The sequence below is a fragment of the Arthrobacter sp. 2RAF22 genome, assembly GCF_052115325.1.
In the GTDB taxonomy this organism is placed as follows: domain Bacteria; phylum Actinomycetota; class Actinomycetes; order Actinomycetales; family Micrococcaceae; genus Arthrobacter.
The window spans coordinates 1-26,954 of record NZ_JBFRGL010000020.1; the positions used below are offsets into that span (position 1 = coordinate 1).

The 26,954-nt window shown below is 64.2% G+C and carries 29 protein-coding genes and 1 riboswitch; of the genes, 8 read left to right on the plus strand and 21 right to left on the minus strand.

Features of this window, described 5'->3' with window-relative positions:
- The 6 genes from AB4068_RS14290 to fabF all read left to right on the plus strand — a co-directional run.
- The coding region (locus AB4068_RS14290) for a hypothetical protein (RefSeq protein ID WP_441433712.1) at positions 1 to 270 on the plus strand (270 nt) is incomplete at its 5' end.
- Between the two features lie 204 nt (positions 271 to 474).
- Complete coding sequence (locus AB4068_RS14295; protein WP_059387754.1) at positions 475 to 1,719, plus strand: PucR family transcriptional regulator; 1,245 nt, start codon at positions 475 to 477, stop codon at positions 1,717 to 1,719.
- Positions 1,720 to 1,807: 88 nt separating this feature from the next.
- Positions 1,808 to 2,737: an ACP S-malonyltransferase gene (locus AB4068_RS14300; RefSeq protein ID WP_441433713.1), complete on the plus strand. Its 930-nt coding sequence runs from the start codon at positions 1,808 to 1,810 to the stop codon at positions 2,735 to 2,737.
- Positions 2,734 to 3,795 (plus strand): beta-ketoacyl-ACP synthase III, encoded by a 1,062-nt coding sequence (locus tag AB4068_RS14305; protein WP_284988322.1) that lies wholly within the window; start codon positions 2,734 to 2,736, stop codon positions 3,793 to 3,795. The genes AB4068_RS14300 and AB4068_RS14305 overlap by 4 nt, the downstream gene beginning before the upstream one ends.
- 109 nt (positions 3,796 to 3,904) lie before the next feature.
- Complete coding sequence (locus AB4068_RS14310) at positions 3,905 to 4,150, plus strand: acyl carrier protein (protein WP_028267518.1); 246 nt, start codon at positions 3,905 to 3,907, stop codon at positions 4,148 to 4,150.
- A gap of 140 nt (positions 4,151 to 4,290) precedes the next feature.
- Positions 4,291 to 5,526, plus strand: a complete 1,236-nt coding sequence (fabF, locus tag AB4068_RS14315; protein WP_241710849.1) for a beta-ketoacyl-ACP synthase II — start codon at positions 4,291 to 4,293, stop codon at positions 5,524 to 5,526.
- Positions 5,527 to 5,670: 144 nt separating this feature from the next.
- Here the strand turns inward: fabF and AB4068_RS14320 are convergent, their stop codons facing one another.
- From AB4068_RS14320 to AB4068_RS14400, 17 genes are all read right to left on the minus strand, one after another.
- Complete coding sequence (locus AB4068_RS14320) at positions 5,671 to 6,174, minus strand: DUF3145 domain-containing protein (RefSeq protein ID WP_284988323.1); 504 nt, start codon at positions 6,172 to 6,174, stop codon at positions 5,671 to 5,673.
- Positions 6,175 to 6,434: 260 nt separating this feature from the next.
- A complete protein-coding gene (locus AB4068_RS14325) occupies positions 6,435 to 7,400 on the minus strand; it encodes a tyrosine recombinase XerC (RefSeq protein ID WP_370872218.1) in 966 nt (321 codons plus the stop codon).
- Positions 7,401 to 7,473: 73 nt separating this feature from the next.
- Positions 7,474 to 8,700 (minus strand): DNA-processing protein DprA, encoded by a 1,227-nt coding sequence (gene dprA / locus AB4068_RS14330; RefSeq protein WP_441433714.1) that lies wholly within the window; start codon positions 8,698 to 8,700, stop codon positions 7,474 to 7,476.
- An 11-nt stretch (positions 8,701 to 8,711) separates the two neighbouring features.
- On the minus strand, positions 8,712 to 10,253 hold the full coding sequence (locus AB4068_RS14335; protein WP_306960801.1) for a YifB family Mg chelatase-like AAA ATPase: 1,542 nt from the start codon (positions 10,251 to 10,253) through the stop codon (positions 8,712 to 8,714).
- Positions 10,254 to 10,610, minus strand: a complete 357-nt coding sequence (locus tag AB4068_RS14340) for a YraN family protein (protein WP_059387679.1) — start codon at positions 10,608 to 10,610, stop codon at positions 10,254 to 10,256.
- A gap of 114 nt (positions 10,611 to 10,724) precedes the next feature.
- Entirely contained in the window at positions 10,725 to 11,069 is a 345-nt protein-coding gene (locus AB4068_RS14345) for a DUF2469 domain-containing protein (RefSeq protein WP_059387678.1), read from the minus strand.
- A gap of 78 nt (positions 11,070 to 11,147) precedes the next feature.
- The gene (locus AB4068_RS14350; protein WP_284988328.1) at positions 11,148 to 11,885 is read right to left on the minus strand and encodes a ribonuclease HII; all 738 of its coding nucleotides are present in this window, start codon (positions 11,883 to 11,885) and stop codon (positions 11,148 to 11,150) included.
- Positions 11,885 to 12,832 (minus strand): signal peptidase I, encoded by a 948-nt coding sequence (gene lepB, locus AB4068_RS14355; RefSeq protein WP_284988329.1) that lies wholly within the window; start codon positions 12,830 to 12,832, stop codon positions 11,885 to 11,887. The genes AB4068_RS14350 and lepB (AB4068_RS14355) overlap by 1 nt, the downstream gene beginning before the upstream one ends.
- Positions 12,833 to 13,510: a signal peptidase I gene (gene lepB, locus AB4068_RS14360; protein WP_307055691.1), complete on the minus strand. Its 678-nt coding sequence runs from the start codon at positions 13,508 to 13,510 to the stop codon at positions 12,833 to 12,835.
- Between the two features lie 78 nt (positions 13,511 to 13,588).
- Positions 13,589 to 13,948 (minus strand): 50S ribosomal protein L19, encoded by a 360-nt coding sequence (gene rplS / locus AB4068_RS14365; protein WP_059387674.1) that lies wholly within the window; start codon positions 13,946 to 13,948, stop codon positions 13,589 to 13,591.
- A gap of 288 nt (positions 13,949 to 14,236) precedes the next feature.
- Positions 14,237 to 15,082 (minus strand): tRNA (guanosine(37)-N1)-methyltransferase TrmD, encoded by an 846-nt coding sequence (gene trmD / locus AB4068_RS14370; RefSeq protein WP_284988331.1) that lies wholly within the window; start codon positions 15,080 to 15,082, stop codon positions 14,237 to 14,239.
- Positions 15,083 to 15,646 carry a ribosome maturation factor RimM gene (rimM, locus tag AB4068_RS14375; RefSeq protein WP_441433715.1) on the minus strand — a complete coding sequence of 188 codons (564 nt, stop codon included), beginning with the start codon at positions 15,644 to 15,646 and terminating at the stop codon, positions 15,083 to 15,085. It abuts the gene before it with no gap.
- A 129-nt stretch (positions 15,647 to 15,775) separates the two neighbouring features.
- Positions 15,776 to 16,018 (minus strand): RNA-binding protein, encoded by a 243-nt coding sequence (locus tag AB4068_RS14380; protein WP_028267532.1) that lies wholly within the window; start codon positions 16,016 to 16,018, stop codon positions 15,776 to 15,778.
- A gap of 1 nt (position 16,019) precedes the next feature.
- Positions 16,020 to 16,442 (minus strand): 30S ribosomal protein S16, encoded by a 423-nt coding sequence (gene rpsP, locus AB4068_RS14385; protein WP_059387673.1) that lies wholly within the window; start codon positions 16,440 to 16,442, stop codon positions 16,020 to 16,022.
- A gap of 195 nt (positions 16,443 to 16,637) precedes the next feature.
- Positions 16,638 to 17,081 (minus strand): hypothetical protein, encoded by a 444-nt coding sequence (locus AB4068_RS14390; protein ID WP_284988333.1) that lies wholly within the window; start codon positions 17,079 to 17,081, stop codon positions 16,638 to 16,640.
- A 70-nt stretch (positions 17,082 to 17,151) separates the two neighbouring features.
- Positions 17,152 to 18,030 (minus strand): VOC family protein, encoded by an 879-nt coding sequence (locus AB4068_RS14395; protein WP_441433716.1) that lies wholly within the window; start codon positions 18,028 to 18,030, stop codon positions 17,152 to 17,154.
- 78 nt (positions 18,031 to 18,108) lie between these two features.
- Positions 18,109 to 19,203 (minus strand): amidohydrolase family protein, encoded by a 1,095-nt coding sequence (locus AB4068_RS14400; RefSeq protein WP_441433717.1) that lies wholly within the window; start codon positions 19,201 to 19,203, stop codon positions 18,109 to 18,111.
- A 77-nt stretch (positions 19,204 to 19,280) separates the two neighbouring features.
- Positions 19,281 to 19,388: riboswitch (TPP riboswitch) on the plus strand.
- Between AB4068_RS14400 and thiC the strand changes: the two genes are divergently transcribed.
- On the plus strand, positions 19,384 to 21,213 hold the full coding sequence (gene thiC, locus AB4068_RS14405) for a phosphomethylpyrimidine synthase ThiC (RefSeq protein ID WP_284988336.1): 1,830 nt from the start codon (positions 19,384 to 19,386) through the stop codon (positions 21,211 to 21,213). (Overlaps the previous riboswitch by 5 nt.)
- Here thiC and AB4068_RS14410 read toward each other — a convergent pair whose 3' ends face one another.
- Together AB4068_RS14410 and ffh are read right to left on the minus strand one after the other, a co-directional pair.
- Positions 21,214 to 21,963, minus strand: coding sequence for an alpha/beta hydrolase (locus AB4068_RS14410; protein WP_306960812.1), 750 nt, complete (start codon positions 21,961 to 21,963; stop codon positions 21,214 to 21,216).
- 103 nt (positions 21,964 to 22,066) lie between these two features.
- Positions 22,067 to 23,632, minus strand: coding sequence for a signal recognition particle protein (ffh, locus tag AB4068_RS14415; protein ID WP_284988338.1), 1,566 nt, complete (start codon positions 23,630 to 23,632; stop codon positions 22,067 to 22,069).
- A 151-nt stretch (positions 23,633 to 23,783) separates the two neighbouring features.
- On the opposite strand from ffh, the gene AB4068_RS14420 reads away from it, so the two are divergent.
- Entirely contained in the window at positions 23,784 to 25,184 is a 1,401-nt protein-coding gene (locus AB4068_RS14420; RefSeq protein ID WP_441433718.1) for a glucose-6-phosphate dehydrogenase, read from the plus strand.
- A gap of 94 nt (positions 25,185 to 25,278) precedes the next feature.
- Here AB4068_RS14420 and AB4068_RS14425 read toward each other — a convergent pair whose 3' ends face one another.
- Both AB4068_RS14425 and AB4068_RS14430 read right to left on the minus strand, forming a co-directional pair.
- Positions 25,279 to 25,617: a P-II family nitrogen regulator gene (locus AB4068_RS14425; RefSeq protein WP_028264639.1), complete on the minus strand. Its 339-nt coding sequence runs from the start codon at positions 25,615 to 25,617 to the stop codon at positions 25,279 to 25,281.
- Entirely contained in the window at positions 25,614 to 26,948 is a 1,335-nt protein-coding gene (locus AB4068_RS14430) for an ammonium transporter (protein WP_441433719.1), read from the minus strand. Before AB4068_RS14430 ends, AB4068_RS14425 begins: the two co-directional genes overlap by 4 nt.
- Positions 26,949 to 26,954 lie beyond the last annotated feature (6 nt).

Sequence of the window (26,954 nt, forward strand, 5' to 3'; positions counted from 1 at the left end):
ATGAAAATGAAAGCCGTCCCGGACCAGATCCGCCAATTCATCCCCAACGAATTCGCCTCCCTCGGCGCCGACGGATTCGGATTCTCCGACACCCGCCAAGCCGCACGCCGCTTCTTCAAAAACGACACCCACTCCATCGTCGTGAAGACCCTGCAACTGCTCGCCCGCCGAGGCGAAGTTGACGCACAGGCGGCGGCCCAGGCAATCGAGAAGTACAGTCTCCTCGATGTCAACGCCGGCACCACCGGCGGGGCAGGCGGCGAAAGCTAAGCCTCCAGCGAAGCACAACGAACCCAAGCAACATCTCGACGGCGGTCCACACCGAAAGGTGCGGGCCGCCGTCGGGCTTTAACACCCGGCTTCAACAATCGCCACAAAGCAGCAAACGGCGCTGCCATCGCGTGACGCGCGCCAATCTCAGTTGTAGCCTTCGCACAAATGGAGCTTGTGGATGATGCGCCGTATGCTCAAGGAATGGCAGAGCCGATTCAAACCCCCGCGAAACGCAAAGCGGCCGCGCGCACGGTAACACCGGAAAAGGCGGAGACACTCAAGCGGCTCCGCGCCAATGTGGGGCAGCTGTCCACCACCACCATGCGCAAGCTTGAGAAATCGCTGCCCTGGTACAGCCGGCTGAGCTCCGACGAACGTTCAGCCTTGGGCCTGGTAGCCCAAAACGGAATCGCGGCCTTCGTGACGTGGTACGAGCGGCCGAGCTCGCCGTCGTGGATCCTGACGGACGTCTTCGGGAATGCTCCCACCGAGCTGACCCGCTCCATCAGCCTGCAAAAGGCCCTCCAGTTGATCCGGATCGTCGTCGAGGTGGTGGAGGACCAGGTCCCGGTGATCGCGCCGGAAGCCGACCAACCGTCTTTGCGCGAAGCAGTCCTGCGCTATTCGCGGGAAGTGGCATTCGCCGCCGCGGATGTCTATGCGCGCGCCGCCGAGTCCCGCGGTTCCTGGGACACCAGGCTCGAAGCCCTGATTGTGGACGCCATCCTCCGGGGCGAGAATACCGATGCCCTTCGTTCCCGTATCGCCGCCCTCGGCTGGAAGGCCCAGGAGCGATTCACGGTGATGGTGGGAAACTCGCCGTCGGAACCAAGCGCAAGCTATGTGAGCGAGTTGCGCCGGACCGCCGGACGCTACGCTGAGGACGCACTGGTAGGCATCCAAGGCGACCGCCTCATCCTGATTCTGGGTGGCGTGCAAGACCGCGACACCGCGTATCTGAAACTCAGCGAACTTTTCGCCCCGGGCGCGGTGGTCTACGGACCCGAGGCCGGCTCCCTGTTGGAGGCAAGCAGCTCCGCCCAGGCGGCCTTTGCAGGGCTCACCGCTGCCAAGGCTTGGCCTTCGGCTCCGCGACCTGTAGCGGCGGACGATCTCCTCCCGGAACGGGTCGTCTCAGGCGACGACGCCGCCCGCCGTTCCCTCATCAAGAACATTTACCGGCCGCTGCTGGCCGCTTCAAACGGCCTTGTAGAGACCCTCGGCACCTATCTGGAACTCGGCCATTCCCTCGAAGCGACTGCCCGCGAGCTGTTCGTCCACGCGAACACCGTGCGGTATCGTCTCAAGCGCGTCTGCGACGTCACAGGGTGGGACCCGCTCCTCCCGCGGGAGGCTTTCGTACTCCAAACCGCACTGGTTGTGGGCAGGCTTTCGGCCCAGCCAAAGGCGACGTCGGAGCGTCACGGTACCCGATCCGCGGGTTGAACCGTTGTAGACTTCCTACAAACTGACCCAGTGAGCTTGGTGTACGCAAACACCAGTAGTTCACGCGGCAATTTGGAAAGCTGGTTACGTGCTTGCAATCGTCTGCCCTGGACAGGGCTCCCAGACCCCTGGATTTTTGGCCCCTTGGCTGGAGCTCCCTTCCGTAGAAGGCCATTTGGCCTCCCTGAGCGAAATCGCAGGCATCGACCTCAAGGCCCACGGCACCACCTCCGATGAAGAAACCATCAAGGACACCGCCGTCGCGCAGCCCTTGATCGTCGCCGCAGGGCTCGTGGCAGCGAAATCGCTGTTCGACGTCGAACTCAGTACCCTTCCGATCGTCCTTGCCGGCCACTCGGTCGGAGAGATCACGGCCTCGGCGCTTGCGGGTGTCCTGAGCGAGGAAGAAGCCATGACGTTCGTCCGCGAGCGTGCCAACAACATGGCCGCTGCCGCCGCCGTCACCCCCACCGGGATGAGTGCCGTCGTCGGCGGCGATCCGGCCGAAGTGCTTTCCGCTATTGAGGCCGCCGGCGCAACGCCGGCAAATGTCAACGGCGCAGGCCAGACCGTTGCGGCAGGCACGTTCGAACAGCTCCAGGCACTGGCTGACAACCCGCCGGCCAAAGCCAGGGTCATCCCGCTGAAGGTCGCCGGAGCATTCCATACTTCCCACATGGCTCCGGCCGTGAGCGCACTTGAAGCACTGCGGCCGTCCCTTAAGCCGCAGGCTCCCACGGTTCCGCTGCTCTCGAACTTCGACGGCCAGGAAGTCACCGACGGCGGCGCCGCCGTCGAAAGCCTGATCGCCCAGGTCTCGCGCCCGGTGCGTTGGGACCTGTGCATGGAGAACCTGGTCCAGCGCGGAGTCACTGGACTCATCGAACTGGCACCGGCCGGCACGCTTGCAGGCCTCGCCAAGCGCGGCATGCCGGGCGTGAAAACCGTTGCCGTCAAGACGCYGGATGATCTGTCCGCCGCACTTGCACTCTTCGCGGAATTGGAGGGAGACGCATGAGCGCCCCCGTACTCAAGCAGGCACCAAGGAACGAATACTCACGCGTTGTCGGCATCGGGGCATACCGCCCGGACATCATCGTCACGAACGACGACGTCTGCCAGTGGATCGATTCCTCGGACGAATGGATCCGCCAGCGCACGGGCATCGTGACCCGCCACCGCGCCGCGGCCGATGTCAGCGTCATCGACATGGCCGAGGGAGCTGCCCGCGAGGCGCTCAAGCAGGCCGGCATTGAGGCTTCCCAGCTCGGTGCCGTCATCGTCTCCACGGTCACGCACCCGTATGCCACGCCTTCCGCGGCTGCCGCCCTCACCGACCGTTTGGGCGCCACCCCGGCACCGGCTTTCGACATCTCCGCGGCATGCGCAGGCTACTGCTACGGAATTGCCCAGGGCGATGCCTTGGTCCGATCCGGCGCGGCTGAATACGTCCTGGTGGTCGGCGCCGAGAAGCTCTCCGACGTCATCGACAACCATGAGCGAACCATCTCTTTCCTTCTGGGCGATGGCGCCGGTGCGGTTGTCATCGGCCCGTCCGATACGCCCGGTATTGCCCCGTCTGTCTGGGGATCCGATGGCAGTAAGTGGAACGCGATCGGCATGACGCATTCCCTCGACGAAGTGCGCCACCTTGGCGAGACAGCCCGCCATTCGGACGAATCCGACGATCAGGCCATTATTTCCGCAGCGCAGGATGTCTGGCCGACGCTCCGCCAGGACGGCCAGACGGTCTTCCGTTGGGCAGTCTGGGAAATGGCGAAAGTTGCCCAGCAAGCCCTCGATGCCGCAGGGATCGAAGCCTCGGACCTGGCGGCGTTTGTCCCCCACCAAGCCAACATGCGGATCATCGACGAGATGGTCAAGAAGCTCAAACTTCCCGAAACCGTGGTGGTCGCCCGGGACATCGCTGAGGCGGGAAACACTTCTGCCGCCTCCATTCCGCTGGCCACGCACCGACTCCTCAAGGAGAACCCGGAACTCAGCGGTGGCCTTGCCTTGCAGATCGGCTTCGGTGCCGGTCTTGTGTTTGGCGCCCAGGTAATCGTTCTTCCGTAATTTCGGACCGCGCCTACCTTCAATTGAATAGTGCTTTGAAACCCAAGCCGTAACCGCGGTTTGCCCCCATTTCCGGCAATAGCCGGCACAACAAGAAAAGGAGCCAACAATGGCTAGCAACGAAGAAATCCTGGCCGGCCTGGCTGAAATCGTGAACGAAGAGACCGGCCTCGCCACCGAAGCCGTGGAGCTGGACAAGTCCTTCACCGAGGACCTGGACATCGACTCCATCTCCATGATGACCATCGTCGTCAACGCTGAAGAGAAGTTCGGCGTGCGCATCCCGGACGAAGAGGTCAAGAACCTCAAGACCGTCGGCGACGCCGTCAACTTCATCTCGAACGCACAGGCCTAGCCTGGCCTCAACTGTGCCGGACTTCGGGTGCGCCCTGTTGCATCCGAAGCCCGGCACAGCTGCTATATCTCCCAGAGTTTTTTCCTGCCTCCCCAGTGAGAACAGCACGTGGGTTGGCTGATCCGACAGAGAGTGATCTCATGGCACGCAAAGTAGTCATAACCGGTCTGGGCGCCACAACGCCCATCGGCGGCGACGTCCCCACGATGTGGAAGAACGCGCTCAAAGGGGTCTCCGGTGCCCACACACTCGAGGACGAGTGGGTTGCCAAGTATGACCTTCCGGTCCACTTTGCCGCCCGGTGCTCGACGCCGGCCCTCGAAGTTCTGAGCCGCGTTGAAGCCAAGCGCATGGACCCGTCCACGCAGTTCGGTGTCATCGCCGCCCGCGAGGCCTGGGCAGATTCCGGTATCACCGAAATCGACCACGACCGCCTTGCAGTGGCTTTCGCCACGGGCATCGGCGGTGTCTGGACGCTCCTGGACGCTTGGGACACGCTGAGGGAAAAGGGCCCCCGCCGGGTCCTTCCCATGACGGTCCCGATGCTCATGCCGAACGGCGTCGCCGCCGCTGTCAGCCTTGACCTTGGTGCCCGCGCCGGTGCGCACACCCCCGTTTCTGCTTGCGCTTCCGGCACCGAGGCGATGCACCTCGGCCTGGACCTCATCCGCTCGGGCAAGGCCGACGTCGTCGTGTGCGGTGGCGCCGAAGCTGCCATCCACCCGATGCCGCTCGCCGCGTTTTCCTCGATGCAGGCCCTTTCCCGCCGCAATGACGATCCGGAGCACGCATCGCGGCCATATGACCGCGACCGCGACGGCTTCGTCATGGGTGAAGGCGCCGGCGCCCTGGTCCTCGAGGCCGAAGAGCACGCGATCGCCCGCGGAGCGCGCATCTACGCCGAGCTCGCCGGTACATCGGTCACAGCCGACGCCTACCACATCACGGCACCGGACCCGGAAGGCCTGGGCGCAACCCGGGCTTTGAAGGCCGCCATGTTCGATGGCCGCATCCAGGCCGAGGACGTGGTGCACGTCAATGCCCACGCCACCTCGACGCCTGTCGGTGACAAGCCCGAGTACACGGCCCTCCGTGCCGCGCTGGGCGCTCACGTCGACAATGTGGCAGTCTCTGCCACCAAGTCGCAGATGGGCCACTTGTTGGGCGCTTCAGGGGCCGTGGAAGCAGTGCTGACGGTCCTCGCCGTCTACGAACGCCAGGCTCCGTTGACCATCAACCTTGAGAACCAGGATCCGGAGATCCCGCTCGACGTCGTCACTTCGGCACGCACTCTGCCCGCCGGTGACATCGTCGCCTTGAGCAACTCCTTCGGTTTCGGCGGCCACAACGCCGTCATCGCCATCCGCAACGTCTGACAGTCGCTGCCGGTTCGAGGCACAAGCTACGCACAAGAGGAGGGCCCCACCACGGTGGGGCCCTCCTCTTGTGCTATGGAAAAACTGTCTTCGGGAACTTTGTTCCCTGGCCCGGCTAGTGTTCCCCGACCGGCACGGTGTTCCCTAACCGACCTGGTGGAGCCAACGCACGGGAGCGCCTTCGGCGGCATGCCGGAACGGCTCGAGCTCTTCGTCCCAGGCCTCACCGAGCGCCAAGGAAAGCTCGTGGTAGACGGCGGCGGGATCTCCAGCCGCCGACTCGTAGGCGTAGCGGATGCGGTCCTCTGTCACCATGATGTTGCCGTGGACATCGGTGACGGCATGGAAGATACCCAGCTCCGGTGTGTGCGACCAGCGCGCGCCGTCCACGCCTTGACTGGGCTCCTCGGTCACTTCGTAACGAAGGTGCGCCCACCCTCGCAGTGCCGAAGCCAGTTGGGCGCCCGTTCCGGGGACTCCTACCCAAGAGAGCTCGGCGCGGAACATTCCGGGCGCGGCAGGTTGAGGGGTCCACTCGAGATCGGTCCGCTTGTCAACGACCGATCCGATGGCCCACTCGACGTGAGGGCACAACGCAGTAGGGGCCGAATGCACAAACAGGACACCGCGGGTTATTGCAACAGACATTCCATCCTCCATAGCTGTAGGTACGTCTTCCCCAACGACCTCTGCCTGGATGAAATTTTGCTGCGCGGGTGCCGCGCCGTTCCGGTTTCCCTACCTATCTATGATTTTTTCCGCAGCGGAAGAACGTTCAAGTTTAGGTTGAAAGTTTCCCCACAGTGCTTTCATTTTGCCGTACGGACCGGAATTACGCCAGTGCGATTCACGGACGAGCGGATTTCCTTCCTCGGGACTCATCGAAGTGTTGCACGGTTTCCGGGTCTCTAAGCACGGGGATGGGCTTGCTGATAGCTCTTGCGAAGCCTGTCCACCGACACATGGGTGTAAATCTGGGTTGTTGCGAGGCTGCTGTGTCCCAGAATTTCCTGCACGGCACGCAGGTCCGCCCCGCCATCGAGCAGATGGGTGGCGGCAGTGTGGCGCAGCGCGTGGGGTCCGGTCGCGGCGGTATCCCCCAAGGCGGCCAGCAGGTCGTTGACGACGCTGCGGGCCTGGCGCTGATCGATGCGGTTGCCCCGTGAACTGAGAAAAAGTGCCGGTCCGCTACGCTCATTTGCGAGCCGTGGCCGGCCGCGGCGGAGCCAGTCGTCGACGGCGAGCGCAGCCGGTACCCCGTAGGGCACCGTCCGCTCCTTGTTGCCCTTGCCGAGCACGCGAAGAGTCCGGCGGTCCGGATCGAGATCATCGATGTCCAGGCCGGCAAGCTCGCCGACGCGGATTCCGGTGGCATAGAGCAATTCGACGACGGCGCGGTTTCTCAACGGCATCGGAGAGCCATCCGCGGCTGCCTCTGACAGGTTCTCGAAGATCCTCGAGACCTGCTGCTGGTGAAGGACCCCAGGGAGCGTGTGGTCCCGTTTGGGGGCCTGAAGGCGAAGAGCAGGGTCTGAGGCGATGAGTTCTTCCCGAAGGGCCCAGGAAGTGAACGCTCGGGCCGTCGCGGCGTGCCGGGCGAGTGTTGCCCTGGACCGGCCGGATTCGCTTTGTGCCCCCAGCCAACGCCGGAGCGTGCCGAGCTCCAAATCTGCGAGCTTCTCCACGCCCTCCGCGGCAGCGAAGCGCAGCAGGTTCTCGACGTCAGCGATGTAGGCCCTCACCGTGTGGGCGGACCGGGCCCGCTCGCTGTCGAGGTAACGCCGGAAGTCCTCGACGGACCGGGCGAGCGCTACGGGGAGCGGATTCTCTTGCACCCTTCCACTGTGCCAGCCGAGGGGCCCGACGGCCGGCATCGCCACGTTCCGTGCGGGAGCCGGCCAAGGTCCGGGCTCGTGTGATCCCACCAGGCCCGCACCGCACTCCCCCTCAAAATCTCTTCCCGGACCTCTTCCACGCGCCGCTCACTGATACCGCCAACCCCAACAGGCCTAGGCGTCCAAGACCCGCCCTGACGGACTCGGGGCTGAGTCCTGCCACAACCGCGAGCTTCTCCACGGAGCTCGTCGAACGGACCGGCAGGGCATCGAGCAAGATCAGGTCCTCAAGCGTGAGTCCGTCGTGGTCCGAGGCAGCGGTTTCCTTGTCCTCGACAAGCCCCTCACCGCTCGACCCCGCCACTTCCGCGATTTCGCCGACATCCGTGACGCAGACAGCCCCGCCATCCCTGAGGAGCCGATGGCAGCCTGCGGAGTTGGCGCTGTGGATGGACCCCGGGACCGCGGCGACGGCCCTGCCGATGGATTCAGCATGATGGGCCGTATTCAGCGCACCCGAACGCCATCGCGCTTCCACCACGACGGTCACGGCCGCCAAAGCGGCGATGATCCTGTTTCGCTGAAGGAACCTGTAACGCGTGGGCGCCGAGCCCGGGGGAACCTCACCAATGACCGCCCCTTGGTTCGCCACGGCACGCAGCAGATCCTCGTTTCCGGATGGATAGTATCGGTCCACGCCCCCGGCCATCACAGCGATAGTCGGCATGTTGTTCGTGCCCCCGGCCAAGGCCCCGCGGTGTGCGTGGGCGTCGATCCCGTACGCGCCTCCGGAGACGACGGTGCAGCCGCGCTGACCCAGCCCGTAGGCGAAGTCGCCCGTTACGGAGGCCCCGTAGCTGGTGCTATCCCGTGAGCCGACAAGGGCCACGACCCGCTTTACGGGTGGGAACTCCACTTCGTGTCCCCGCCACCACAAGCACAGCGGTTCATGGAGGCCCAGATCTGCCAACTGCAAGGGCCATAGCGGGTCGCCAGGGATGACCATACGGCCGCCGAGGCGTTGCATGGTGGCAAGATCACGTTCCGGGGCAAGGTCCGGGATCCTTGGCGCCCACCGCCGTAGTGCAGCAGCCAATCCGGCCCCCGGGTTGGAAACCCCGCTGTCAACCAACAAGGAAGCCACTTCCTGCTCAAGCCCGGGCCCGGGAGCGAGCTCGCCGGTCGCGATTTTGAGACCGTCAACGGCCCCGGCAGCCTTGACCAGGGCGAGCCCGGCCGCATCTTGCGGTTCCATCAGCCGCGACAGTGCTGCTCGGGCCAGGCGTTCCCTTTTTCGCTGCGGAGCGTCCGTGGTGAGCTGCTGGCCGTGTTCAGTCATGGAGTGTCCTTTCATGCGGCCGCGACCGCCTGCCGCAAGCCAAGGGCCTGCCCGATGTCGTCGCTGTGGGGTTGGTCCCTGTGGCCTAGGTCCGCGAGGGTCCAGGCGAGACGCAGAACGCGGTCGTAGCCTCTCGCCGTGAGGATTCCGCGCTCCAAGGAGGTATCCAGAATCTTCGTGGTCGCGGAAGGCAGGCGCAGTTCTCCGCGCAGTACACGGCCGGGAACCTGCGAATTGGTTTCCATCCCGAGACTCCCCAGGCGTTGACGCTGCCGTGAACGTGCGGCTTGGACCCTCGATGCGACGGTGGCGGTGTCTTCTTCCGCGCCGGCTTGGCCGAAGTCCGCGAGGGAAACACGTTCCACCTGGAGCTGGATGTCCACCCTGTCCAGCAGCGGCCCGGACATGCGCCCGAAGTAGCGGCGCCGCATCACCGGAGTGCAGGTGCAGTCGACTCCCTTGCCGGTCGCTTTCCCGCAAGGGCAGGGATTCGCCGCGAGGACCAGTTGGAAGCGTGCCGGATATGCGGCGGTTCCGGCCGAGCGATGAATGACCAGCTCTCCGCTTTCCAGAGGTTGCCGCAAGGCGTCGAGGACCCGGCGTTCATACTCGGGCGCCTCGTCCAGGAACAAGACGCCACGGTGCGCCCGTGATGCCGCCCCCGGCCGCGGCAGGCCGGAACCGCCGCCGATGATCGCTGCCGCGGTGGCGCTGTGATGGGGATTCTCAAAGGGCGGCCGGCGCAACAGCCGTACCGAATCAACATGGACAGCCGAAAGCGAATGGATCGCCGTGACCTCCATGGCTTCCTGGTCCCCCAAATCAGGCAAGAGTCCCGGGAGCCGCTCGGCAAGCATCGTCTTGCCGGCACCCGGCGGACCGCAAAGCAGCACATGATGTGCCCCGGCTGCCGCAACCTCCAAGGCGCGGCGGGCATCGCCCTGCCCCGAGACATCACAAAGATCCGGAACAACAGCGGCAGCGGCGTCCTGATCCCCTGCGACCTCGCCGTCGGCCGGGTCGTAATCGAGGGCCAGGTCCTGCGGGTTGGCCCCGAAATCAAACGCAAGACGAGCCAGGGTCTTGTAGCCACGGACCACCGCCCCGGGTACCAACTCGGCCTCGGCGACGTTGGCGTGGGCCACAACAATCTTGGGGTGGCCTGCTTGAACAGCCGCCATGACCGCCGGCAAGATGCCGCGAACGGGCCTCAACCTGCCATCCAGTCCCAACTCGGAGATGAAGACTGTGTCTTCTGTGGAACGGATATCGCCCGCGGCGCGCAATACTGCCATGGTGATCGCGAGGTCGAAACCCGAGCCACGCTTCGGCAGGGAGGCCGGAATCAGGTTTGCGGTGATCTTTCGACGACTCAGCGGGATGCCTGAGTTCTGTGCCGCGGAGCGGATGCGTTCCTTGGCTTCGTTCAGGGAGGCATCCGGCAGCCCCAGGATCACGAAATTGGGGAGGGTTTGGCCGATATCTGCCTCGACCTCCACGATGTAGCCGTTCAGGCCCAACAGCGCCACGGAGTAGCTTCGGCCGACTCCCATCTAGCCCACGCCCCTGAGGTGTTCGAGCTGGGGCTCGCCCACCCCGTCGTCGATGATTCCCACGACGTCCACCCGGCGGAGCACGGCGCGCACCTCGTGGTCACGGCACCATGACCCGGCCAGGCGGTGGAGCCGGGCGAGTTTGGCGGCGCCGACCGCTTCGAAAGGATGCCCATAGGCCAGGTTCTTCCGGGTTTTGACCTCTGCGATCACCAAGGTGTCGCCGTCGAGCGCCACGATGTCGATCTCGCCGTCGGAGCATCTCCAATTGCGGTCCACAATCCGCATTCCCTGGGTTTCAAGGAAAGCTACGGCCAGCGTTTCACCGCGCTGTCCCAACACGTCTTTGGCTTTCATGACCACCTCCGCTTCCAGCCTGGAGGCGCGGAGAATTCAAAGACAGGGGGCAGTTCGGCTATGTGGGAAAACTCCGTCAGTCAGACGGTGTGGAGGAGCAGTTGCCGGGCTTGGCTAATTGCCCAGGTTGCCGAGATCCCCCAGATCGCCGTCCTTCGGCAGGGAGAGTTCCTCGCTGCGCGGAAGTTCTTCGACGTTGACGTCCTTGAACGTAATGACCCGGACATTCTTCACGAATCGGGCCGAACGGTAGACGTCCCACACCCAGGCGTCCTGGAGCGTCAGGTCGAAATAGACCTCGCCATCGGCGCTGCGGGCCTGCAGGTCGACGTGGTTCGCCAGATAGAACCGCCGTTCGGTCTCGACAACGTAGCTGAACAAACCAACGACGTCGCGGTATTCGCGGTAGAGCTGCAGCTCCATGTCGGTTTCGTAGTTCTCAAGATCCTCGGCACTCATAGATCCATCTTGCACCATAGAGCGGGCAGGCGGCGCCACGGCCGGGCCGGCGGCGTCCAGGGCAAGGAAAAGCGAAGGCTAGACCAGGTTCCAGCTGGTCCGGTGGTACGGCGTGGGACCCAACGATCTGATGGCGTCGCGGTGGAAGGACGTGGCGTAGCCCTTGTTCTCATTCCAGCCGAAGGCCGGATATTCCTCGTGCAGCCCGACCATGATGCGGTCCCTGGCCACTTTGGCCAGCACACTGGCCGCCGCCACGCTGAGGCAGCTCAAGTCCGCCTTCACACGGGTGTGCACCGGGGCCTCACAAGCAGGACCGGCCACCTCGGCGTCGAACAAGGAACCTTGGGTCTGGGGCGAGAGCCAGTTGTGGCTCCCATCCAGCAGGACGAGGTCCGGATGCACGCCCGAGGCGAGAATCTCGAACCAGGCGCGTGTTCCGGCAAGGCGCAGGGCGCCCACAATGCCCAGCGCATCGATCTCCACTGAACTTGCGTGGCCCACTGCGGCGCCAACCGCCCATTCGCGTACCAGCGGTTCCAACCGCTCGCGGTCCTCGGGCTTGAGAAGCTTGCTGTCGCGGACATCGGCGAGCAGGCCGTGGTCCCTGAGGTCGACGACGGCGATCCCCACCGACACCGGTCCGGCGAGGGCTCCGCGGCCTACTTCGTCGACTCCGGCCAGAAGCGTGACCCCTGGAGCCAGGAATCCCCGTTCGACGTCCAGGGTGGGAAAATCAGGAGCGTGTTTGGTCCGCGCGGCGGGTTTCCGCTGAGTTCGAACCGGCGTTGCCGCTCGCGCGCCCGCGGGAACCATCACTTGCTCGCTGGAGCCGTGGGTGAAGCCGTGTTCTGGGGCGACGGCGAAGGAACGTTGCGGAAGACCTCGGAGTGGTTGTCAAGGATCTGCCACCGGTTGATGGGCCACGCAATAACCGTTGCTTTGCCTTCGACGTCGGCGATGTCGATGAAACCACCATTGACCGATTGGTGTTCGCGGGAGTCGGCCGAGTTGTTGCGGTTGTCGCCCATAACCCAAATTTTGCCCGCAGGGACCACTACATCGAAAGACTTGGCCATGGGAACCTGGGCAGGATTGATGTAGCTCTCGTTGAGGACCGTGCCATTGACGCTGACCCGCGCTGAACTGTCGCAGCAGGAGACCCTGTCCCCCGGCAGGCCGATCACGCGCTTGACGAGGTGCTGATTGGTCTCGTCCGGAAGCAGTCCGACGAAGACGAGACCGTCCTGGAACCATTTGAAGGGTCCGGGAGTCGTCTTCTGCGTGGGCGGCAGCCAACCTTGTGCGTCCTTGAAGACCACGATGTCGCCCCGCTCCAGCGCGAAAGGTTGCGGGACCAGCAGATTAACGAAGATCCGGTCGTCAACGTCAAGGGTGTTGACCATTGACTCCGAAGGAATGAAGAAGGCACGGAACAGGAAAGTCTTGATGAGGAAGGACAACACGATGGCGATGACCACCACCGTGCCGATTTCCCTGAGCCAGCCGAGGAACGGACTGCCGTGGGTTTTAGCGGGAGTTTCGGAGCGATCGCTTTCGCCCGATTCCGGCCGTGAGCTCCGCCGTGCGGCGCGGCGCGGCGACTCGTGCTCCTCAGGCCGGACCGCCGTCGAGCCGGTCGCGCCCACGGGGGACGGATCGCCGTCGCCCGCTGCAAGATCCATGGCGGGAGCGGACGGTCCGTCCATGGGCCGGGCGTCGCCGTCGTGCCGTTCCGGCTTCCCGGGAGTTGTCTCGGGCATCTATTGTCCGTTCTTCGAGGTTGTACCGGCCTGCGCAGGGCGAGGCAGTTCTGCAAATCTATCAAGCGGCCAGATAATCCGGACTGGACGCCCGATGACACGCTCCAGCGGCACCATCCCTCCGCCGGGTGCGCCCAGAAGGCCGCGCGAATCGGCCGACCGCGAACGGTGGTCCCCCATGAGCCACAATCTGTCACTCGGAACGATGACGTCGAACCTCTGTTCGCTCGGCGTGTCGCCGGGATAAAGATAGGGTTCCTCAAGCTGCTGACCGTTGACTGTGAGTTTTCCGTTGCTGCCACAACAAGCCACGTGGTCTCCGGGAAGGCCGATGACACGTTTGACGTATGTCGTGTCGCTTCCCGTCAGGCCCAGCCAATGGCCAGCGGCGGCGACGGCATCGGCAAACGGTCCTTTGCCGCTGTTCAGCGGAGCGAACGTTCCCCTTCCGTCGAAGACCACGATGTCTCCACGGCGAATAGGGTCCCCGGCGAAATCGGTCCGGGACACCAGGATGCGGTCTCCGGTGCCCAGGATCGGCTCCATGGACTCGGACGGGATGAAGTAGACATCGAGCCACATGGACCGGACAAGCCCGCTGATGGCCACGGCCAGGAAAAGTGCGAGCAAAACAAAACGCCAGCCCTGTTTCCGGGGCTGGCGTTTTGCGTGGTCCATGATTCGTTTCCTGTTGCGTTGCGGATTTCTCCGGCGCAGGCCGGACACGAATCCAGGACCCGCTGTTGGTCGAAAGACCTACTTGCCGGTGGCGAAGTCGCGCTTTTCCTTGATCTTCGCAGCCTTACCGCGCAGTGCGCGCATGTAGTAGAGCTTGGCGCGGCGGACGTCACCCTTGGTGACGACCTCGATCTTCTCGATGATCGGGGAGTGAACCGGGAAGGTACGCTCTACGCCGACACCGAAGGAGACCTTGCGGACCGTGAAGGTTTCGCGAACGCCGTCACCCTGGCGACCCAGGACGAAGCCCTGGAAGACCTGCACGCGGGAGTTCTTGCCTTCAATGATGTTCACGTGAACCTTGATGGTGTCACCCGCGCGGAACTCGGGAACATCGTTACGCAGCGAAGCTGCATCTACGCTATCGAGGATATGCATTAATCCACTCCTGGTGAACGCCACAGGTCATCCACTTTGGGTCACGGCGGGCAAGCCCGGGGCGCAAGGCCGGCCGGAAATTACCGCCGAAGATTTTCAAGTCCGGTACCGCCACTGATTGGCGGTTCCGGGTTGTCAGGCTGTTGGTGACGCTCCCCCTGTGGCAGGCGCGAACCCAGTAGACACAAGGGTTAATTCTGCCACACCCCGCGGGTTCCGGCGAATCCCGCGAATGCGGCCCGGTTCCTGCGGTCGGGCGGAGCATGAAGTTGCCCGACGGCGGCAGGCTCAGTCCGGGAGGTCGCTGTCCGGGCGGCGCCGCAACCGGCCATCAACGACGTCGTACCCGAGTTCACCGAAAGCCGTGCGGTCCGCACGTGCCAGGTGGCCGGCGTCGAACTCTGTGAGGAGGTCAGGGCGGCGTTCCGCCGTGCGGCGGAACTGTTCGTGGCGGCGCCACTGGGCGATCTTCCCGTGGTTGCCGCTCAAGAGGACCGCGGGCACGTCACGATCGCGCCATGACGAGGGCTTCGTGTAGACCGGATATTCCAGCAAGCCGTCCGAATGGGATTCCTCCACCAAGGATTCGGGATTGCCGACGACGCCCGGAAGCAGGCGTCCGATGGCCTCGACCATGGCCAGGACTGCGACTTCGCCGCCGTTGAGGACATAGTCGCCCAAGCTGACCGGACGCACGGTGAAGTGCCCTGCCGCCCACTCCATGACGCGTTCGTCAATGCCTTCATAGCGGCCGCAGGCGAAAACGAGCTGCTCTTCCTCGGCGAGCTCATAGGCGAGTGCCTGGTTGAAGCGCTCCCCCGCGGGCGACGGCACAATCAGGACCGGCTTTTTCGCCGGCGCGTCCGACGAGCGCTCAGGCGCGGCAGTTCCAACTTCGGCATTTTGTGCAAAGGCAATGGATTCCAAGGCCTGGGCCCAGGGCTCGGCCTTCATGACCATGCCCGCACCGCCACCATACGGAGTGTCGTCCACGGTGCGGTGTTTGTCGGTGGTGAAGGCCCTCAAGTCATGGACATTGACCTCCAAGAGCCCATCCTGGCGGGCCTTGCCAATGAGGGAAAGCTCAAGCGGCGCCAGGTACTCGGGAAAGATGCTGACGACATCAATGCGCATTTAGGCGCCATCCTTGGTTTCAGCGTCGTCCTCTTCCGTATCGGTGCCGGAAGCATCAGTGTTCAGTTCGAAGAGCCCCGGCGGAGGCGTGAGCAACACGTAGCCGTCTTCGACGTTGACCTCGGGCACGATCTCTTCGACGAAGGGCACCAGGATTTCCTTGCCGTCAATGTCTTCAATGACCAGCAGGTCCTGGACCGGCATGGTGTTGAGCGCGGTCACCTTACCTACGGTCTGCGAGCCGACGCGGACCTCAAGGCCGACGAGCTCATGCTCGTACCAGCCTTCGTCGTCGTCCTCTTCCAGCTCTTCGGTCTCGATGAACAGCTTCGCGCCGCGGATTTCCTCCGCCTGGTTGCGCGTGGAGATCTCTTCGAAACCGAGCAATAGGATGTCCTTGTTCCACCGGGCGCTGCTGATGGTCAAGGGGCCGGCCTTCGCGGGCTCCACCACAAATTCGGTGCCCGGGACGAAACGATCGCCGGGGGCATCGGTGAGCACCTGGACGGTGACTTCGCCGCGGATTCCGTGGGGCTTGCCGATTCGGGCAACCTGGAGCTGCATGGGGTTCCTCTGATTTCTTCGCTGGGCCCGGATGAGGGACCCACGGCTGGGTTTGCTCGTAAAACAATCCGGCCCCTCCACCATAATCTGGTGAAGGGGCCGGATTTGAGACAAGTATTGCTGAGCGCGTTACCGGCGACGGTCGGTGTCGACGACGTCGACCCGCACCTGCTCGCCGCCCGCCAATGCCGCAATCACAGTGCGCAAAGCGCGTGCGGTGCGACCCTGGCGACCGATCACCCGTCCGAGGTCGTCCTGGTGAACGCGCACCTCGAGGGATTCCCCGCGGCGGTTGTTCTTGGCACTGACCTTGACGTCCTCAGGGCTGTCAACGATCCCGCGGACCAAGTGCTCGAGCGCTTCTGCCAGCAACTTACTCAGCCTCGGTGGTCTCTGCTTCAGCGTCAGCGGGAGCTTCAGTTGCTTCCGACTGCTTGGCCTTCTTGGTGATGGCTTCCGGAATGATGACGGAACCCTTCTCCGGTGCAACGAAAGCAGGCTTGGCGACCTTGGTCTTCAGCGTGCCTTCCTGGCCCGGGAGGCCCTTGAACTTCTGCCAGTCACCGGTGATCTTGAGGATCGCGGCAACCTGCTCGGTCGGCTGGGCGCCGACGGACAGCCAGTACTGTGCACGCTCGGAGACAACCTCGATGTACGAGGGCTCTTCGGTGGGGTGGTACTTGCCGATTTCTTCAATCGCACGGCCATCGCGCTTGGCGCGGGAGTCCATGACGACGATGCGGTAGTACGGTGCGCGCATCTTACCGAAGCGCTTAAGGCGAATCTTTACGGCCACTTTTGTGGTCACTCCTGTTTCTGAAACGGGGTTGAGCCCGTCGTTCTGCACCCGTGGGGCGGGCCATACTTGAGGGTTCCAAGGACAAGATGCACACACGGAGAGAGGGGCCGCGCGGATCGAGTACCTGTCCATTGTGCCAGATGGCGGACAGTATTTCGAACGTGCGGTCCGTGCGGCGGGTTTTCTGCGGGGTTACTGCTCAGCGGACCAGACGTAGAGACCGCCCCGTTCGGCCTTTTCGACGTCGCTCGCGAGGGCCGCCAACTGCTGGACGTACAGGCGGGCCTGTTGGGCATCAAAGGGCATGTCCTCTTGGGCCGCCCAGCGTTCGGCGACGTCGTCGAGGACGTTTCCTTCGCCTTCGGTCTCGTAGCTGAGGAGCTCAGACAGGGCACGCACCATCGCTTCGGGGACGCCCAGCAAGGCGTCGCTGGTGACGTCCACCAAAGCAAGCTCATAGTCGGCCCCGCCTGCGTGCACGGCCGTGCCCGCGAGGTCTCCGAGCTGTTCTACTTCGAAATCGCTGATTCCCGGGATCCGCACCGCGGCGCCGGATACGTCACTGCCCTTCTCCAGGGCGGCGGCCCTCTTGAGTGCTTCATCGTGGGTGGCAACAAAGATTTCAGCAAAGCCCATGGAAAGTACTCTCATTCAGTCGTGCCAACGGAGCTGCGGCGCAGCGGCCGAGATGCGCCACGCCGTCGGATCAAGCGTAGCGGACCGCGACCCGCAGCCGGTTGCGCCACGGGTCCTCGAAGCGGAGCTCCTGGCCCGTGTGGTGCGAGGCGATGCCCGCTACCTTGAGGCGATCGGCGAGCGCGCCGACGTCGTTTCCTGACGGCACTTCGATGACCACCTCGCCGAGGCCGAGGGTGTCCTTGCGCGGGCCTGCACCGCGGCTGTTCCACACGTTCATGGCCATGTGGTGGTGGTAGCCGCCCGCGGAGACAAACAGGGCCTGCCCGTGCCAGCCGGCGGTCTGCTCGAAGCCGAGGGTGTCGACGTAGAAATCATGGGCGGTCTTCACGTCGCCCACCTGGAGGTGGACGTGCCCGACGCCGGCGCCCGCCCCATGCTGGCCCGTCACGGCCGCTTCACTCAGGTGCTGCTGGAGGTAGCGCTGCGGCGGGAGCGGCAAGCTGTCCATCACGACCGAGCTGCCGTTCCACTCCCAGCCTTCACGGGGCTTGTCGTAGTAGAGTTCGATGCCGTTGCCCTCCGGGTCGGTGAAGTAGAAGGCTTCGCTGACCAAGTGGTCGGCACTGCCGACGAAGGCGTGGGGTTCGTACTGCGCGGCGGAGGCAACAGTTGCGGCGAGCGAGGGCTGGTCCTCGAAAAGCAGCGCCGTGTGGAAGAGTCCGGCCTCTCCGCGGTCCGGGATCTGGAGACCAGCGGCCGGCGCGAGGTGCACCAACGGCTTGCCTAGCCGGCCGAAGTAGAGCCCGCCGTCCTGTTCGGCGACAACGTCCAGCCCCAGCGCCCGCTGGTAGTAGTCGCCCATGAGCTTCATGTCCCCCACTTTGAGCATGACAGTGCCCATGGTGAGTTCGGCAGGAAGGAGATCCTGGCTGGATGTGATGGTCATGTGAAACTCCCGGCTTTTTGTGGCGCCGCCCTTCGGCAACCTCTATGTATCTAAATTACTTGAAGCTTCAATTTATTCCTAATGCCCGGCGCTTCCTGAAATGTGTCCCCTCAGAACGGTGCATCCGGGCTGCAGCACGATCTCTAGGGACGCTCGGGGATCCTTTGCGTAGAGCACGACGTCTGCGCTGGCGCCTTCGCTGATGCCGTCGGCACCCAACCACTCACGGGCGGACCAGCAGGCAGCATCGAGGGCGGCGGCCGCCGGAAGACCCGCCCGCTGGAGTTCCAGGATCTCCTCGCCGATCCGGCCGTGTTTGATGACGCTTCCGGCGTCGGTTCCGGCGTACACCCGCACTCCGGCGTCGAACGCCTCAAGGACCCGCTCATGCCTGCCCTCCCACAACGCGATCATGTGGGCGGCGTAGCGCGGAAATTTGGTTTCAGCCTGCTTCGCGATGTCCGGAAACGTCGCAATGTTGATGAGCGTGGGGACAATCGGCACATCCTGGTCCAGCAGCCGGGGAATGTGGTGGGGCAACAATCCGGTGGCGTGCTCGATGCAGTCGATCCCGGCGTCGAGCATGTCATCGATTGTCCCTTCGGCGAAGCAATGGGCGGTCACCCGCGCCCCCTCGTCGTGTGCGGCCGCGACGGCGTCCTTGACGACGGCGGCCGGAAAGGACGGGCCGAGATCCCCGGCGGAGCGGTCGATCCAGTCCCCCACGATCTTGACCCAGCCGTCTCCGGACCGCGCTTGCTTGCGGACTGCCTCCATCAGATCCTCCGGCTCCACCTCTTCGGCCAGCCCGGGGATGTACCGCCGTTGCCTCGCGATGTGCCTGCCCGCGCGGATGATCCTCGGCATGTCCGCCCGGCGTTGCAGCCAGCGCGTGTCGCTTGGGGATCCGGCATCGCGGATCAAGAGGGTCCCGGCATTCCGGTCCGCAGTCGCCTGCAGGCGGGCAGTCTCCTCGTCGACAGCTCCGCCCTTGCCCAAGCCAACGTGGCAATGCGCGTCGACCAGGCCGGGAAGCACCCAACCGTCCAGGACGACGTCGGGCTTCGCAAGGGGCCGGACGAAGGTCAGCCGTCCGTCGACCGACCAGAGGCCGCGCCGTTCCTCCTCCGGCCCGGTGAGGACGGCGCCGCTGAATTCGATGATTTCCGCCATGATTCCACCCTAGTTCCCGGGGGCTTCGCCGGCGCGGTCACATCTGTCACAAGCGCTGGCAGCTGTGGTAGCTTCGTCTACGACCACACGGGGGCCCTTGCAAGGGCTGAGATCGGGCTGATGCAGCCTGCGACCGTTGAACCTGTCCGGGTAATGCCGGCGAAGGAAGTGAGTAATCCTTTGAGCACCAAAGAAACACAGCTGAGCCCTACCCAAAAGGGATCGGACCACGATGTGACCCAATCCCTCAAGTCGCATTCCCTCGCGTTCCTGGAGGATGCCGACACGGGAATCCGGGTTCCAGTGACGGAAATCGCCCTCGAACCGTCCCCCAACGGCGAGGCCAACGCCCCGTTCCAGGTGTACCGGACCGCCGGACCCGGGAGTGATCCCGTGGTGGGCCTCGAACCGTTCCGCAGCGAGTGGATCGAAGTCCGCGGCGACACTGAGGCCTACAGCGGCCGCGAACGGAACCTGCTCGACGACGGCAAGTCGGCCGTGCGCCGCGGCGCCGCCTCCGCGGAGTGGAAGGGGGCACAGCCGGTGCCCCGCCGCGCCGTCGACGGCAAGACCGTGACACAGATGCATTACGCGAAACAGGGCATCGTCACGCCCGAAATGCAGTTCGTGGCACTTCGCGAAAACTGCGATGTGGAACTCGTCCGCAGCGAGGTCGCTGCCGGCCGGGCCATCATCCCCAACAACATCAACCACCCCGAATCCGAACCGATGATCATCGGCAAGGCGTTCCTGGTGAAGATCAACGCCAATATCGGCAACTCGGCCGTCACCAGCTCCATCGCCGAAGAAGTGGACAAGTTGCAGTGGGCAACGCAATGGGGCGCCGACACCGTCATGGACCTGTCCACGGGCGATGACATCCACACCACCCGCGAATGGATCATCCGTAACTCCCCCGTACCGATCGGCACCGTGCCCATCTACCAGGCCCTCGAGAAGGTCAACGGCGAAGCCAACAAGCTCACGTGGGAAATCTTCCGCGACACCGTCATTGAGCAGTGCGAGCAGGGCGTGGACTACATGACCATCCACGCCGGCGTGTTGCTGCGGTACGTGCCGCTCACCGCGAACCGCGTGACGGGCATCGTTTCCCGTGGCGGCTCCATCATGGCGGGCTGGTGCCTGGCCCACCACGAGGAAAACTTCCTCTACACCCACTTCGACGAGCTCTGCGAAATCTTCGCCAAGTACGATGTCGCGTTCTCGCTGGGTGATGGACTGCGCCCGGGCGCAACGGCGGACGCGAACGACGCCGCGCAGTTCGCCGAGCTGGACACCTTGGCCGAGCTCACGAAGCGCGCGTGGCAGTACGACGTGCAGGTCATGGTCGAAGGCCCCGGACACATCCCGTTCCACTTGGTGCGGGAGAACGTGGAGCGCCAGCAGGAGCTGTGTGACGGCGCGCCGTTCTACACGCTGGGCCCCCTTGTCACCGACGTCGCCCCGGGCTACGACCACATCACCTCCGCCATCGGCGCGACGGAGATCGCACGCTACGGAACCGCGATGCTTTGCTACGTCACCCCGAAGGAACATCTGGGCCTGCCCAACAAGGACGACGTCAAGACCGGCGTGATCACGTACAAAATCGCCGCCCACGCCGCTGACCTGGCCAAGGGGCACCCCGGCGCCCACGAACGCGACGATGCGCTGTCCAAGGCCCGCTTCGAGTTCCGCTGGCGTGACCAGTTCGCGCTGTCGTTGGATCCGGTCACGGCAGAATCGTTCCACGACGAGACACTCCCGGCAGAACCGGCCAAGACGGCGCACTTCTGCTCCATGTGCGGACCAAAATTCTGCTCCATGCGCATTAGCCAGGACATCCGCGACGAATACGGCTCGGCCGATTCCCAAGCGGCCATCGCGGAAATGTATAGCGGCATGCGCGAAAAGAGCGAGGAGTTCCTGGCATCAGGGGGCAAGGTCTACTTGCCCGAGCTTGAGGTTCCCGCAGGAAAACGTGAGGCGGCGTCAGGAAACCTGAACTGATCAGGAAGCCTGGACTGATCCGGCGCGGCTGACATCCGCGATGAAGGAGCGGATGATCCGGTCTCCTTCAACTGAGTCATGAGGCCGGTGTCCTCCAGCCGCAACGCGGTGGAGGGCGCCGGTTTCCTGCAAGTAGCCGGCGATCTCTTCGTAGAGGGGTTCCCAACCACCGGTCAGCACAAGCGTGGGAACTCCCGGCACAATGTGCAGGGGCGCTTCCCACGGCGGAGCCTGGAGCCGCAGGCGTCGCGCGGTTCGCCGGGCCTCCGGGGTGCTGAGGACAGCCGCCTCGGAAGAAAACGCCCTGCGGACGAATTCGCGTTGGTAATCGTCATCGCTGAGTTCGTGCCGGATCCGGAACAACGGCTCCATGAGTGCCCGGTACGCCGCGGTGGCGGGTAATTCAGCTGTCAAGGAAAGACAAGCCGGTTCCACCAGCACGAGGGAGCGGACCAGGTCCGGCCGCTCCACCGCGGCCAACATGGCGGAAATCGCGCCTTGCGAGTGCGCGACCACATGGCCCCCACGCGCGGGGCCGGGGGCCGATGCGGCCTCCCGAGCTCCGAGGCACTCGAGGATAATCTCCACATCGGCTGCAACATCGGATTCCAAAGGCTCGGTCTGCGCATCAAAGCCGTGGCGTTTCAGGAACAGTGCATCGTACGCCAGCGCCATGCCATGCTGTTTCGGCCACGCCGCAGCGCCGAATGTGCCTGCTCCATGGACGAACACGACGCGCTGCTTTTGCATCCCCCCAGCCTATGGCACGGGGCTGACAACCCAACTCACTAGCAGTTGTTGTCGTTCTGAGGGGTCAAAACGACACCTACTGCTAGCCAGTTGGGTGGGACGGCTACTTACCGAGGAACTTGTCGAAGCCCTTGGGCAGGTTCAGCTGCGAGGGGTCGAAGTCGCCGGATGGTTGGCCGAATGCCGCGCCGGTGCGGACGGCGTTCGCCCGCTTGTTCTCGGCGTCGCGCAGTTCCTGGGCAGCCTTGGCGGGGTTTCCGGAACGGGCCTTCTTCTTGGGCGCGTTCTTGCTTGCCTTGCGGGAACCGCCACCGAGGCCGGGCATGCCAGGCATCCCGGGCATGCCGCCGCCCTGGGCCAGCTTCTTCATCATCTTCTGGGCCTGCGCGAAACGCTCCAGGAGGCCGTTGACCTCGGAGACGTGCACACCGGAACCACGGGCGATGCGGGCCCGACGGGAGCCGTTGATGATCTTCGGAGCCAGACGCTCGTGCGGGGTCATGGAGCGGACAATCGCCTCCACGCGATCGATTTCGCGCTCGTCGAACTGCTCCAGCTGCTGGCGGATGTTCTGCGCACCCGGCATCATCATGAGCATTTTCTTCATGGAGCCCATGTTGCGGATCTGCTGCATCTGGGCGAGGAAGTCGTCCAGGGTGAAGTCTTCCTGGTCGGCGAACTTCTTCGCCATCCGGGCCGCTTCATCCTTGTCCCAGTTCTTCTCGGCCTGTTCGATCAGGGTGAGAACGTCACCCATGTCGAGGATGCGGGAAGCCATGCGGTCCGGGTGGAACAGTTCGAAGTCGTCCAGGCCTTCGCCGGTGGATGCGAACATGACCGGCTTGCCGGTGACGGACGCGACCGAGAGCGCGGCACCACCGCGGGCGTCGCCGTCGAGCTTCGACAGCACGACGCCGGTGAAGTTGACGCCTTCGTCGAAGGCGACCGCCGTGTTGACGGCGTCCTGGCCGATCATGGAGTCGATGACGAACAGCACTTCGTTCGGGATGATCGCCTGGCGGATACGGCGCGCCTGGTCCATCATTTCGGCGTCGACGCCGAGGCGTCCCGCGGTGTCCACGATCACGACGTCGTGCAGCTTCTGCCGGGCTTCGTCGACGCCGGCGCGTGCGACGGCGACGGGGTCGCCGGTGGGAACATCCAGATCCGAGGTGGTGCCGGGGTGCGGAGCAAACACAGGTACGCCGGCGCGTTCGCCGACAATCTGGAGCTGCGTAACGGCGTTTGGACGCTGGAGGTCGGCGGCAACGAGCACAGGGCTGTGGCCTTGCGCCTTGAGCCATTTGGCAAGCTTGCCCGCGAGGGTGGTCTTACCCGCACCCTGCAAGCCGGCGAGCATGATGATGGTGGGGCCGGTCTTCGCCAAGCGGATACGGCGGGTCTCGCCGCCGAGGATCTCCTGGAGTTCCTCATTGACGATCTTGACGATCTGCTGGCTCGGGTTCAGTGCCGCGGAAACCTCGGCGCCCAAGGCGCGTTCACGGATGCGGCCAGTGAACTCGCGGACCACGGGCACGGCAACGTCGGCGTCCAAAAGGGCACGCCTGATCTCGCGGACGGTGGCGTCGACGTCGGCCTCAGTGAGGCGGCCCTTGCCACGGAGATTCTTGAAGGTTGCTGTCAACCGGTCAGAGAGTGAATTGAACACGCGCCGTGCACTTCTTTCAATGGTCTACGAATGGCGGCCGTTCCGACGCACCAATATCTTGACGATTCCTGCCCCAAACAAATCTGACTCAACTGAGGGACTCGACTATCTAGGGTACCAAGACGCGCCTGCAAGATGGCATGCTGGCACAGTGACCAGCAAAACAACAGTAAATACGTTGCTCATCCTAGGCGCCTCCGGAGATCTGACGGGCCGATTGCTGTTGCCGGGCCTCGCCAGGCTCGTGGCAAGCGGCCTCGCGGACGGCCTGAAGCTTGTCGGAGCGGGCTCCGACCCATGGACGCCCGAACAATGGACCAAACGCGTGGGCGACGCCTTCGAGGAGGCAGCCAAGGGTGCAAGTGCCGCAGGCAAGAAAGCAATCGCGGCACTGGAGAAAAGTACCGAATACCATCAAGTGGATGTCACGGCGGACGGCCAGCTCGCGACGCTCCTGGCCGGGCTTGAAGCACCAATCGCCGTCTATTTCGCTTTGCCTCCACGCATCAGCCAGAAGGCCTGCGAGGTCCTCACCGCCCAGCAGCTCCCTCCCGAAACTAGCCTGGTGATGGAGAAACCCTTCGGATCCAGCTCCGAATCCGCCCGTGAACTCAACAAGACCCTCGCCGCTTTGGTCCCGGAAGACCACATCCACCGCGTGGACCACTTCCTTGGCAAGGCCACCGTCTTCAACATCCTGGGCCTGCGCTTCGCCAACAGGTTCCTGGAGCCGGTGTGGAACCGGGACCACATCGAAAAAGTGGAGATCATCTTCGACGAAGACCTCGCACTCGAAGGGCGTGCCCGCTACTACGACGGAGCCGGCGCCCTCAAGGACATGATCCAGAGCCATTTGCTCCACATCATGGCATTGCTTGCCATCGATGCCCCTTCCACCATCGGCGAGCGCGATCTCCGCGACGCCATTTCAACGGTGCTGCGTGCGAGCAGCATCACCGCGCCCTACAAGAAGTCCACCCGACGGGCGCGCTACACCGCCGGCCGGATCGGCGACCGGGACGTGCCGGACTATGTCGCCGAAGCGGGCGTGGACCCTGGCCGGGAAACGGAGACGCTCGCAGAAGTCGAAGTGGGAATCGATAACTGGCGCTGGAAAGGCGTCCCCTTCATCCTGCGCTCGGGAAAGGCTTTGGGTGCCGCGCGGAAAGAGGCGATCGTCACCTTCCGGCCCGTCCCGCACCTGCCGTCCGGATTCGAGGGTGTGGACTCCCCCAACCAGCTGCGCATCGGCTTCGGTCCTGACACCTTGCAGATCGACGTCGACGTCAACGGTCCCGGAAATATCTTTACTCTCGATCGAGTGACGCTCAACGCAGAACTGAATGCCTCCGATCTGCTGCCCTACGGAGAAGTGTTGGAAGGCGTCATTACCGGCGATCCGCTGCTCTCGGTCCGCGGCGACACCGCCGTCGACTGCTGGCGGATCATCGAGCCCGTGCTCAAGGCCTGGGCCAAGGATTCCGTGCCGCTCGAAAAGTACGACGCCGGCGGGCCCGGTCCCGTGGACTGGCCCACCGCCGTCGGGGACTAACCAGGCGGCCACGCTCCTGCGCTCCTGCGCAAGGGCACACGCAAGAGGGGCCGGGTACCTTTCCAGGTATCCGGCCCCTTCTTTGCGTTGGGCCTTAGATGGCTGCTGCGCCTCGCTCGCCCGTGCGGACACGGACTGCTTCGTAGACGTCCACGGTCCAGACCTTGCCGTCACCGGCACGGCCGGTATTGGAGGAAGCAATCAGGACATCGAGGATGTCGTCTGCCTGCTCATCCGTGGCCAGGACCTCCACGCGGATCTTGGGAAGCAGATCCACGTTGTACTCGGCCCCGCGGTACACCTCGGTGTAACCACGCTGCCGGCCGTAGCCGCTGGCCGCGCTGACCGTCAGTCCCTGTACCCCGTATGCTTCGAGCCCCTCGCGGATGGCGTCGAGCTTCTCCGGGCGGACGATCGCCGTAATGAGTTTCATGCCTGGACACTCTCCTTGCCTGATACGGATGCTTCGTCAGCTGCTTCGGACGATACCTTGCCGGTGATGAGGTCGTGAAGGGGCTGGAAGCTTCCGCCGCGGCCGCCGACACCGAACTCGTACGCCGTCTCGGCGTGCAGGCTGAGGTCTGCACCGGCGATCTCCTGGCGTTCGGAGATGCGGAAGCCCATGAGCTTGTGGATCGGGTAGGCGATGATGAACGTCATCACGCCGGTGAAGACGATCGAGCAAAGCGCTGCGAGCGACTGTGCAACCAGCTGGGTGGTCCCCCCGCCGTAGAACAGGCCTGCGGGACCCTGGGTCGGGGTGGCGAGGAAGCCGATGGCCACGGTGCCGATGATGCCGGACACCAGGTGGACGCCGACGACGTCCAGGGAGTCGTCGTAGCCGAGCTTGAACTTCAGGCCGACAGCAAGGGCCGAGGCGACGCCGGCTGCAATACCGAGTGCGATGGCGCCGAGCGGGGAAACGTTGGCGCAAGCCGGGGTGATGGCAACCAGGCCGGCGACGACGCCCGATGCCGCACCAAGCGACGTGGGGTGGCCGTCACGGATGCGCTCCACGACAAGCCAGCCGAGCATGGCCGCTGCCGGTGCGACGAGCGTGTTGATCCAGATCAGGCCAGCCTGCTGCACGTTTGCGGCGGCACCGGCGTTGAAGCCGAACCAGCCGAACCAGAGGATGGCTGCACCGAGCATGACCAGGGGCACGTTGTGCGGGCGGTGGTTCGGGTCCTTGCCGAAGCCCTTGCGGTTGCCGATGATCAGGACGAGGATGAGGCCGGCCACACCGGCGTTGATGTGCACCACGGTGCCACCGGCGAAGTCGATGACGGGAGCGAAAGTCTGGCCGAACCAGCCGGTTGCCGAGAAGAGGCCGCCGCCCCAGACCATGTAGGCCAGGGGTGCGTAGACGAGGGTGGCCCAGATCGGGGTAAACAGCGTCCAGGCCGAGAACTTGGCGCGGTCCGCGATGGCACCGGAGATGAGGGCGACGGTGATGATCGCGAAGGTTGCGGCGTATCCAACGTGGAGGAGGTCTGCCGGATCGGTGAAGTTGTGCAGACCGAAGTGGCTGAACGGGTTCGCGAAGATCTGGAAGAAGTTGTCCGTGTTGCTTGTGGACATCGAGGCGCCCCACAGGACCCATACGAGGGTCACTGTGCCGATGGCGATGAAGCTCATCATCATCATGTTCAGGGCGGCCTTGGCACGGGTCATGCCGCCATAGAAGAATGCCAGGCCCGGGGTCATGAACAGCACGAAGGCTGATGCGACCAGGAGCCAAACGAGACCGGCGGTGAAGTCCATGTCTAC

Coding starts and splice junctions, on each gene's coding strand:
- AB4068_RS14295 (WP_059387754.1), top strand. CDS start 475: ATGGCAGAGCCGATTCAAACCCCCGCGAAACGCAAAGCGGCCGCGCGC.
- AB4068_RS14305 (WP_284988322.1), top strand. CDS start 2,734: ATGAGCGCCCCCGTACTCAAGCAGGCACCAAGGAACGAATACTCACGC.
- AB4068_RS14310 (WP_028267518.1), top strand. CDS start 3,905: ATGGCTAGCAACGAAGAAATCCTGGCCGGCCTGGCTGAAATCGTGAAC.
- fabF (WP_241710849.1), top strand. CDS start 4,291: ATGGCACGCAAAGTAGTCATAACCGGTCTGGGCGCCACAACGCCCATC.
- AB4068_RS14320 (WP_284988323.1), bottom strand. CDS start 6,174: ATGTCTGTTGCAATAACCCGCGGTGTCCTGTTTGTGCATTCGGCCCCT.
- AB4068_RS14325 (WP_370872218.1), bottom strand. CDS start 7,400: ATGCCGGCCGTCGGGCCCCTCGGCTGGCACAGTGGAAGGGTGCAAGAG.
- dprA (WP_441433714.1), bottom strand. CDS start 8,700: ATGACTGAACACGGCCAGCAGCTCACCACGGACGCTCCGCAGCGAAAA.
- AB4068_RS14335 (WP_306960801.1), bottom strand. CDS start 10,253: ATGGGAGTCGGCCGAAGCTACTCCGTGGCGCTGTTGGGCCTGAACGGC.
- AB4068_RS14340 (WP_059387679.1), bottom strand. CDS start 10,610: ATGAAAGCCAAAGACGTGTTGGGACAGCGCGGTGAAACGCTGGCCGTA.
- AB4068_RS14345 (WP_059387678.1), bottom strand. CDS start 11,069: ATGAGTGCCGAGGATCTTGAGAACTACGAAACCGACATGGAGCTGCAG.
- AB4068_RS14350 (WP_284988328.1), bottom strand. CDS start 11,885: ATGGTTCCCGCGGGCGCGCGAGCGGCAACGCCGGTTCGAACTCAGCGG.
- lepB (WP_284988329.1), bottom strand. CDS start 12,832: ATGCCCGAGACAACTCCCGGGAAGCCGGAACGGCACGACGGCGACGCC.
- lepB (WP_307055691.1), bottom strand. CDS start 13,510: ATGGACCACGCAAAACGCCAGCCCCGGAAACAGGGCTGGCGTTTTGTT.
- rplS (WP_059387674.1), bottom strand. CDS start 13,948: ATGCATATCCTCGATAGCGTAGATGCAGCTTCGCTGCGTAACGATGTT.
- trmD (WP_284988331.1), bottom strand. CDS start 15,082: ATGCGCATTGATGTCGTCAGCATCTTTCCCGAGTACCTGGCGCCGCTT.
- rimM (WP_441433715.1), bottom strand. CDS start 15,646: ATGCAGCTCCAGGTTGCCCGAATCGGCAAGCCCCACGGAATCCGCGGC.
- AB4068_RS14390 (WP_284988333.1), bottom strand. CDS start 17,081: ATGGGCTTTGCTGAAATCTTTGTTGCCACCCACGATGAAGCACTCAAG.
- AB4068_RS14395 (WP_441433716.1), bottom strand. CDS start 18,030: ATGACCATCACATCCAGCCAGGATCTCCTTCCTGCCGAACTCACCATG.
- AB4068_RS14400 (WP_441433717.1), bottom strand. CDS start 19,203: ATGGCGGAAATCATCGAATTCAGCGGCGCCGTCCTCACCGGGCCGGAG.
- AB4068_RS14410 (WP_306960812.1), bottom strand. CDS start 21,963: ATGCAAAAGCAGCGCGTCGTGTTCGTCCATGGAGCAGGCACATTCGGC.
- AB4068_RS14425 (WP_028264639.1), bottom strand. CDS start 25,617: ATGAAACTCATTACGGCGATCGTCCGCCCGGAGAAGCTCGACGCCATC.
- AB4068_RS14430 (WP_441433719.1), bottom strand. CDS start 26,948: ATGGACTTCACCGCCGGTCTCGTTTGGCTCCTGGTCGCATCAGCCTTC.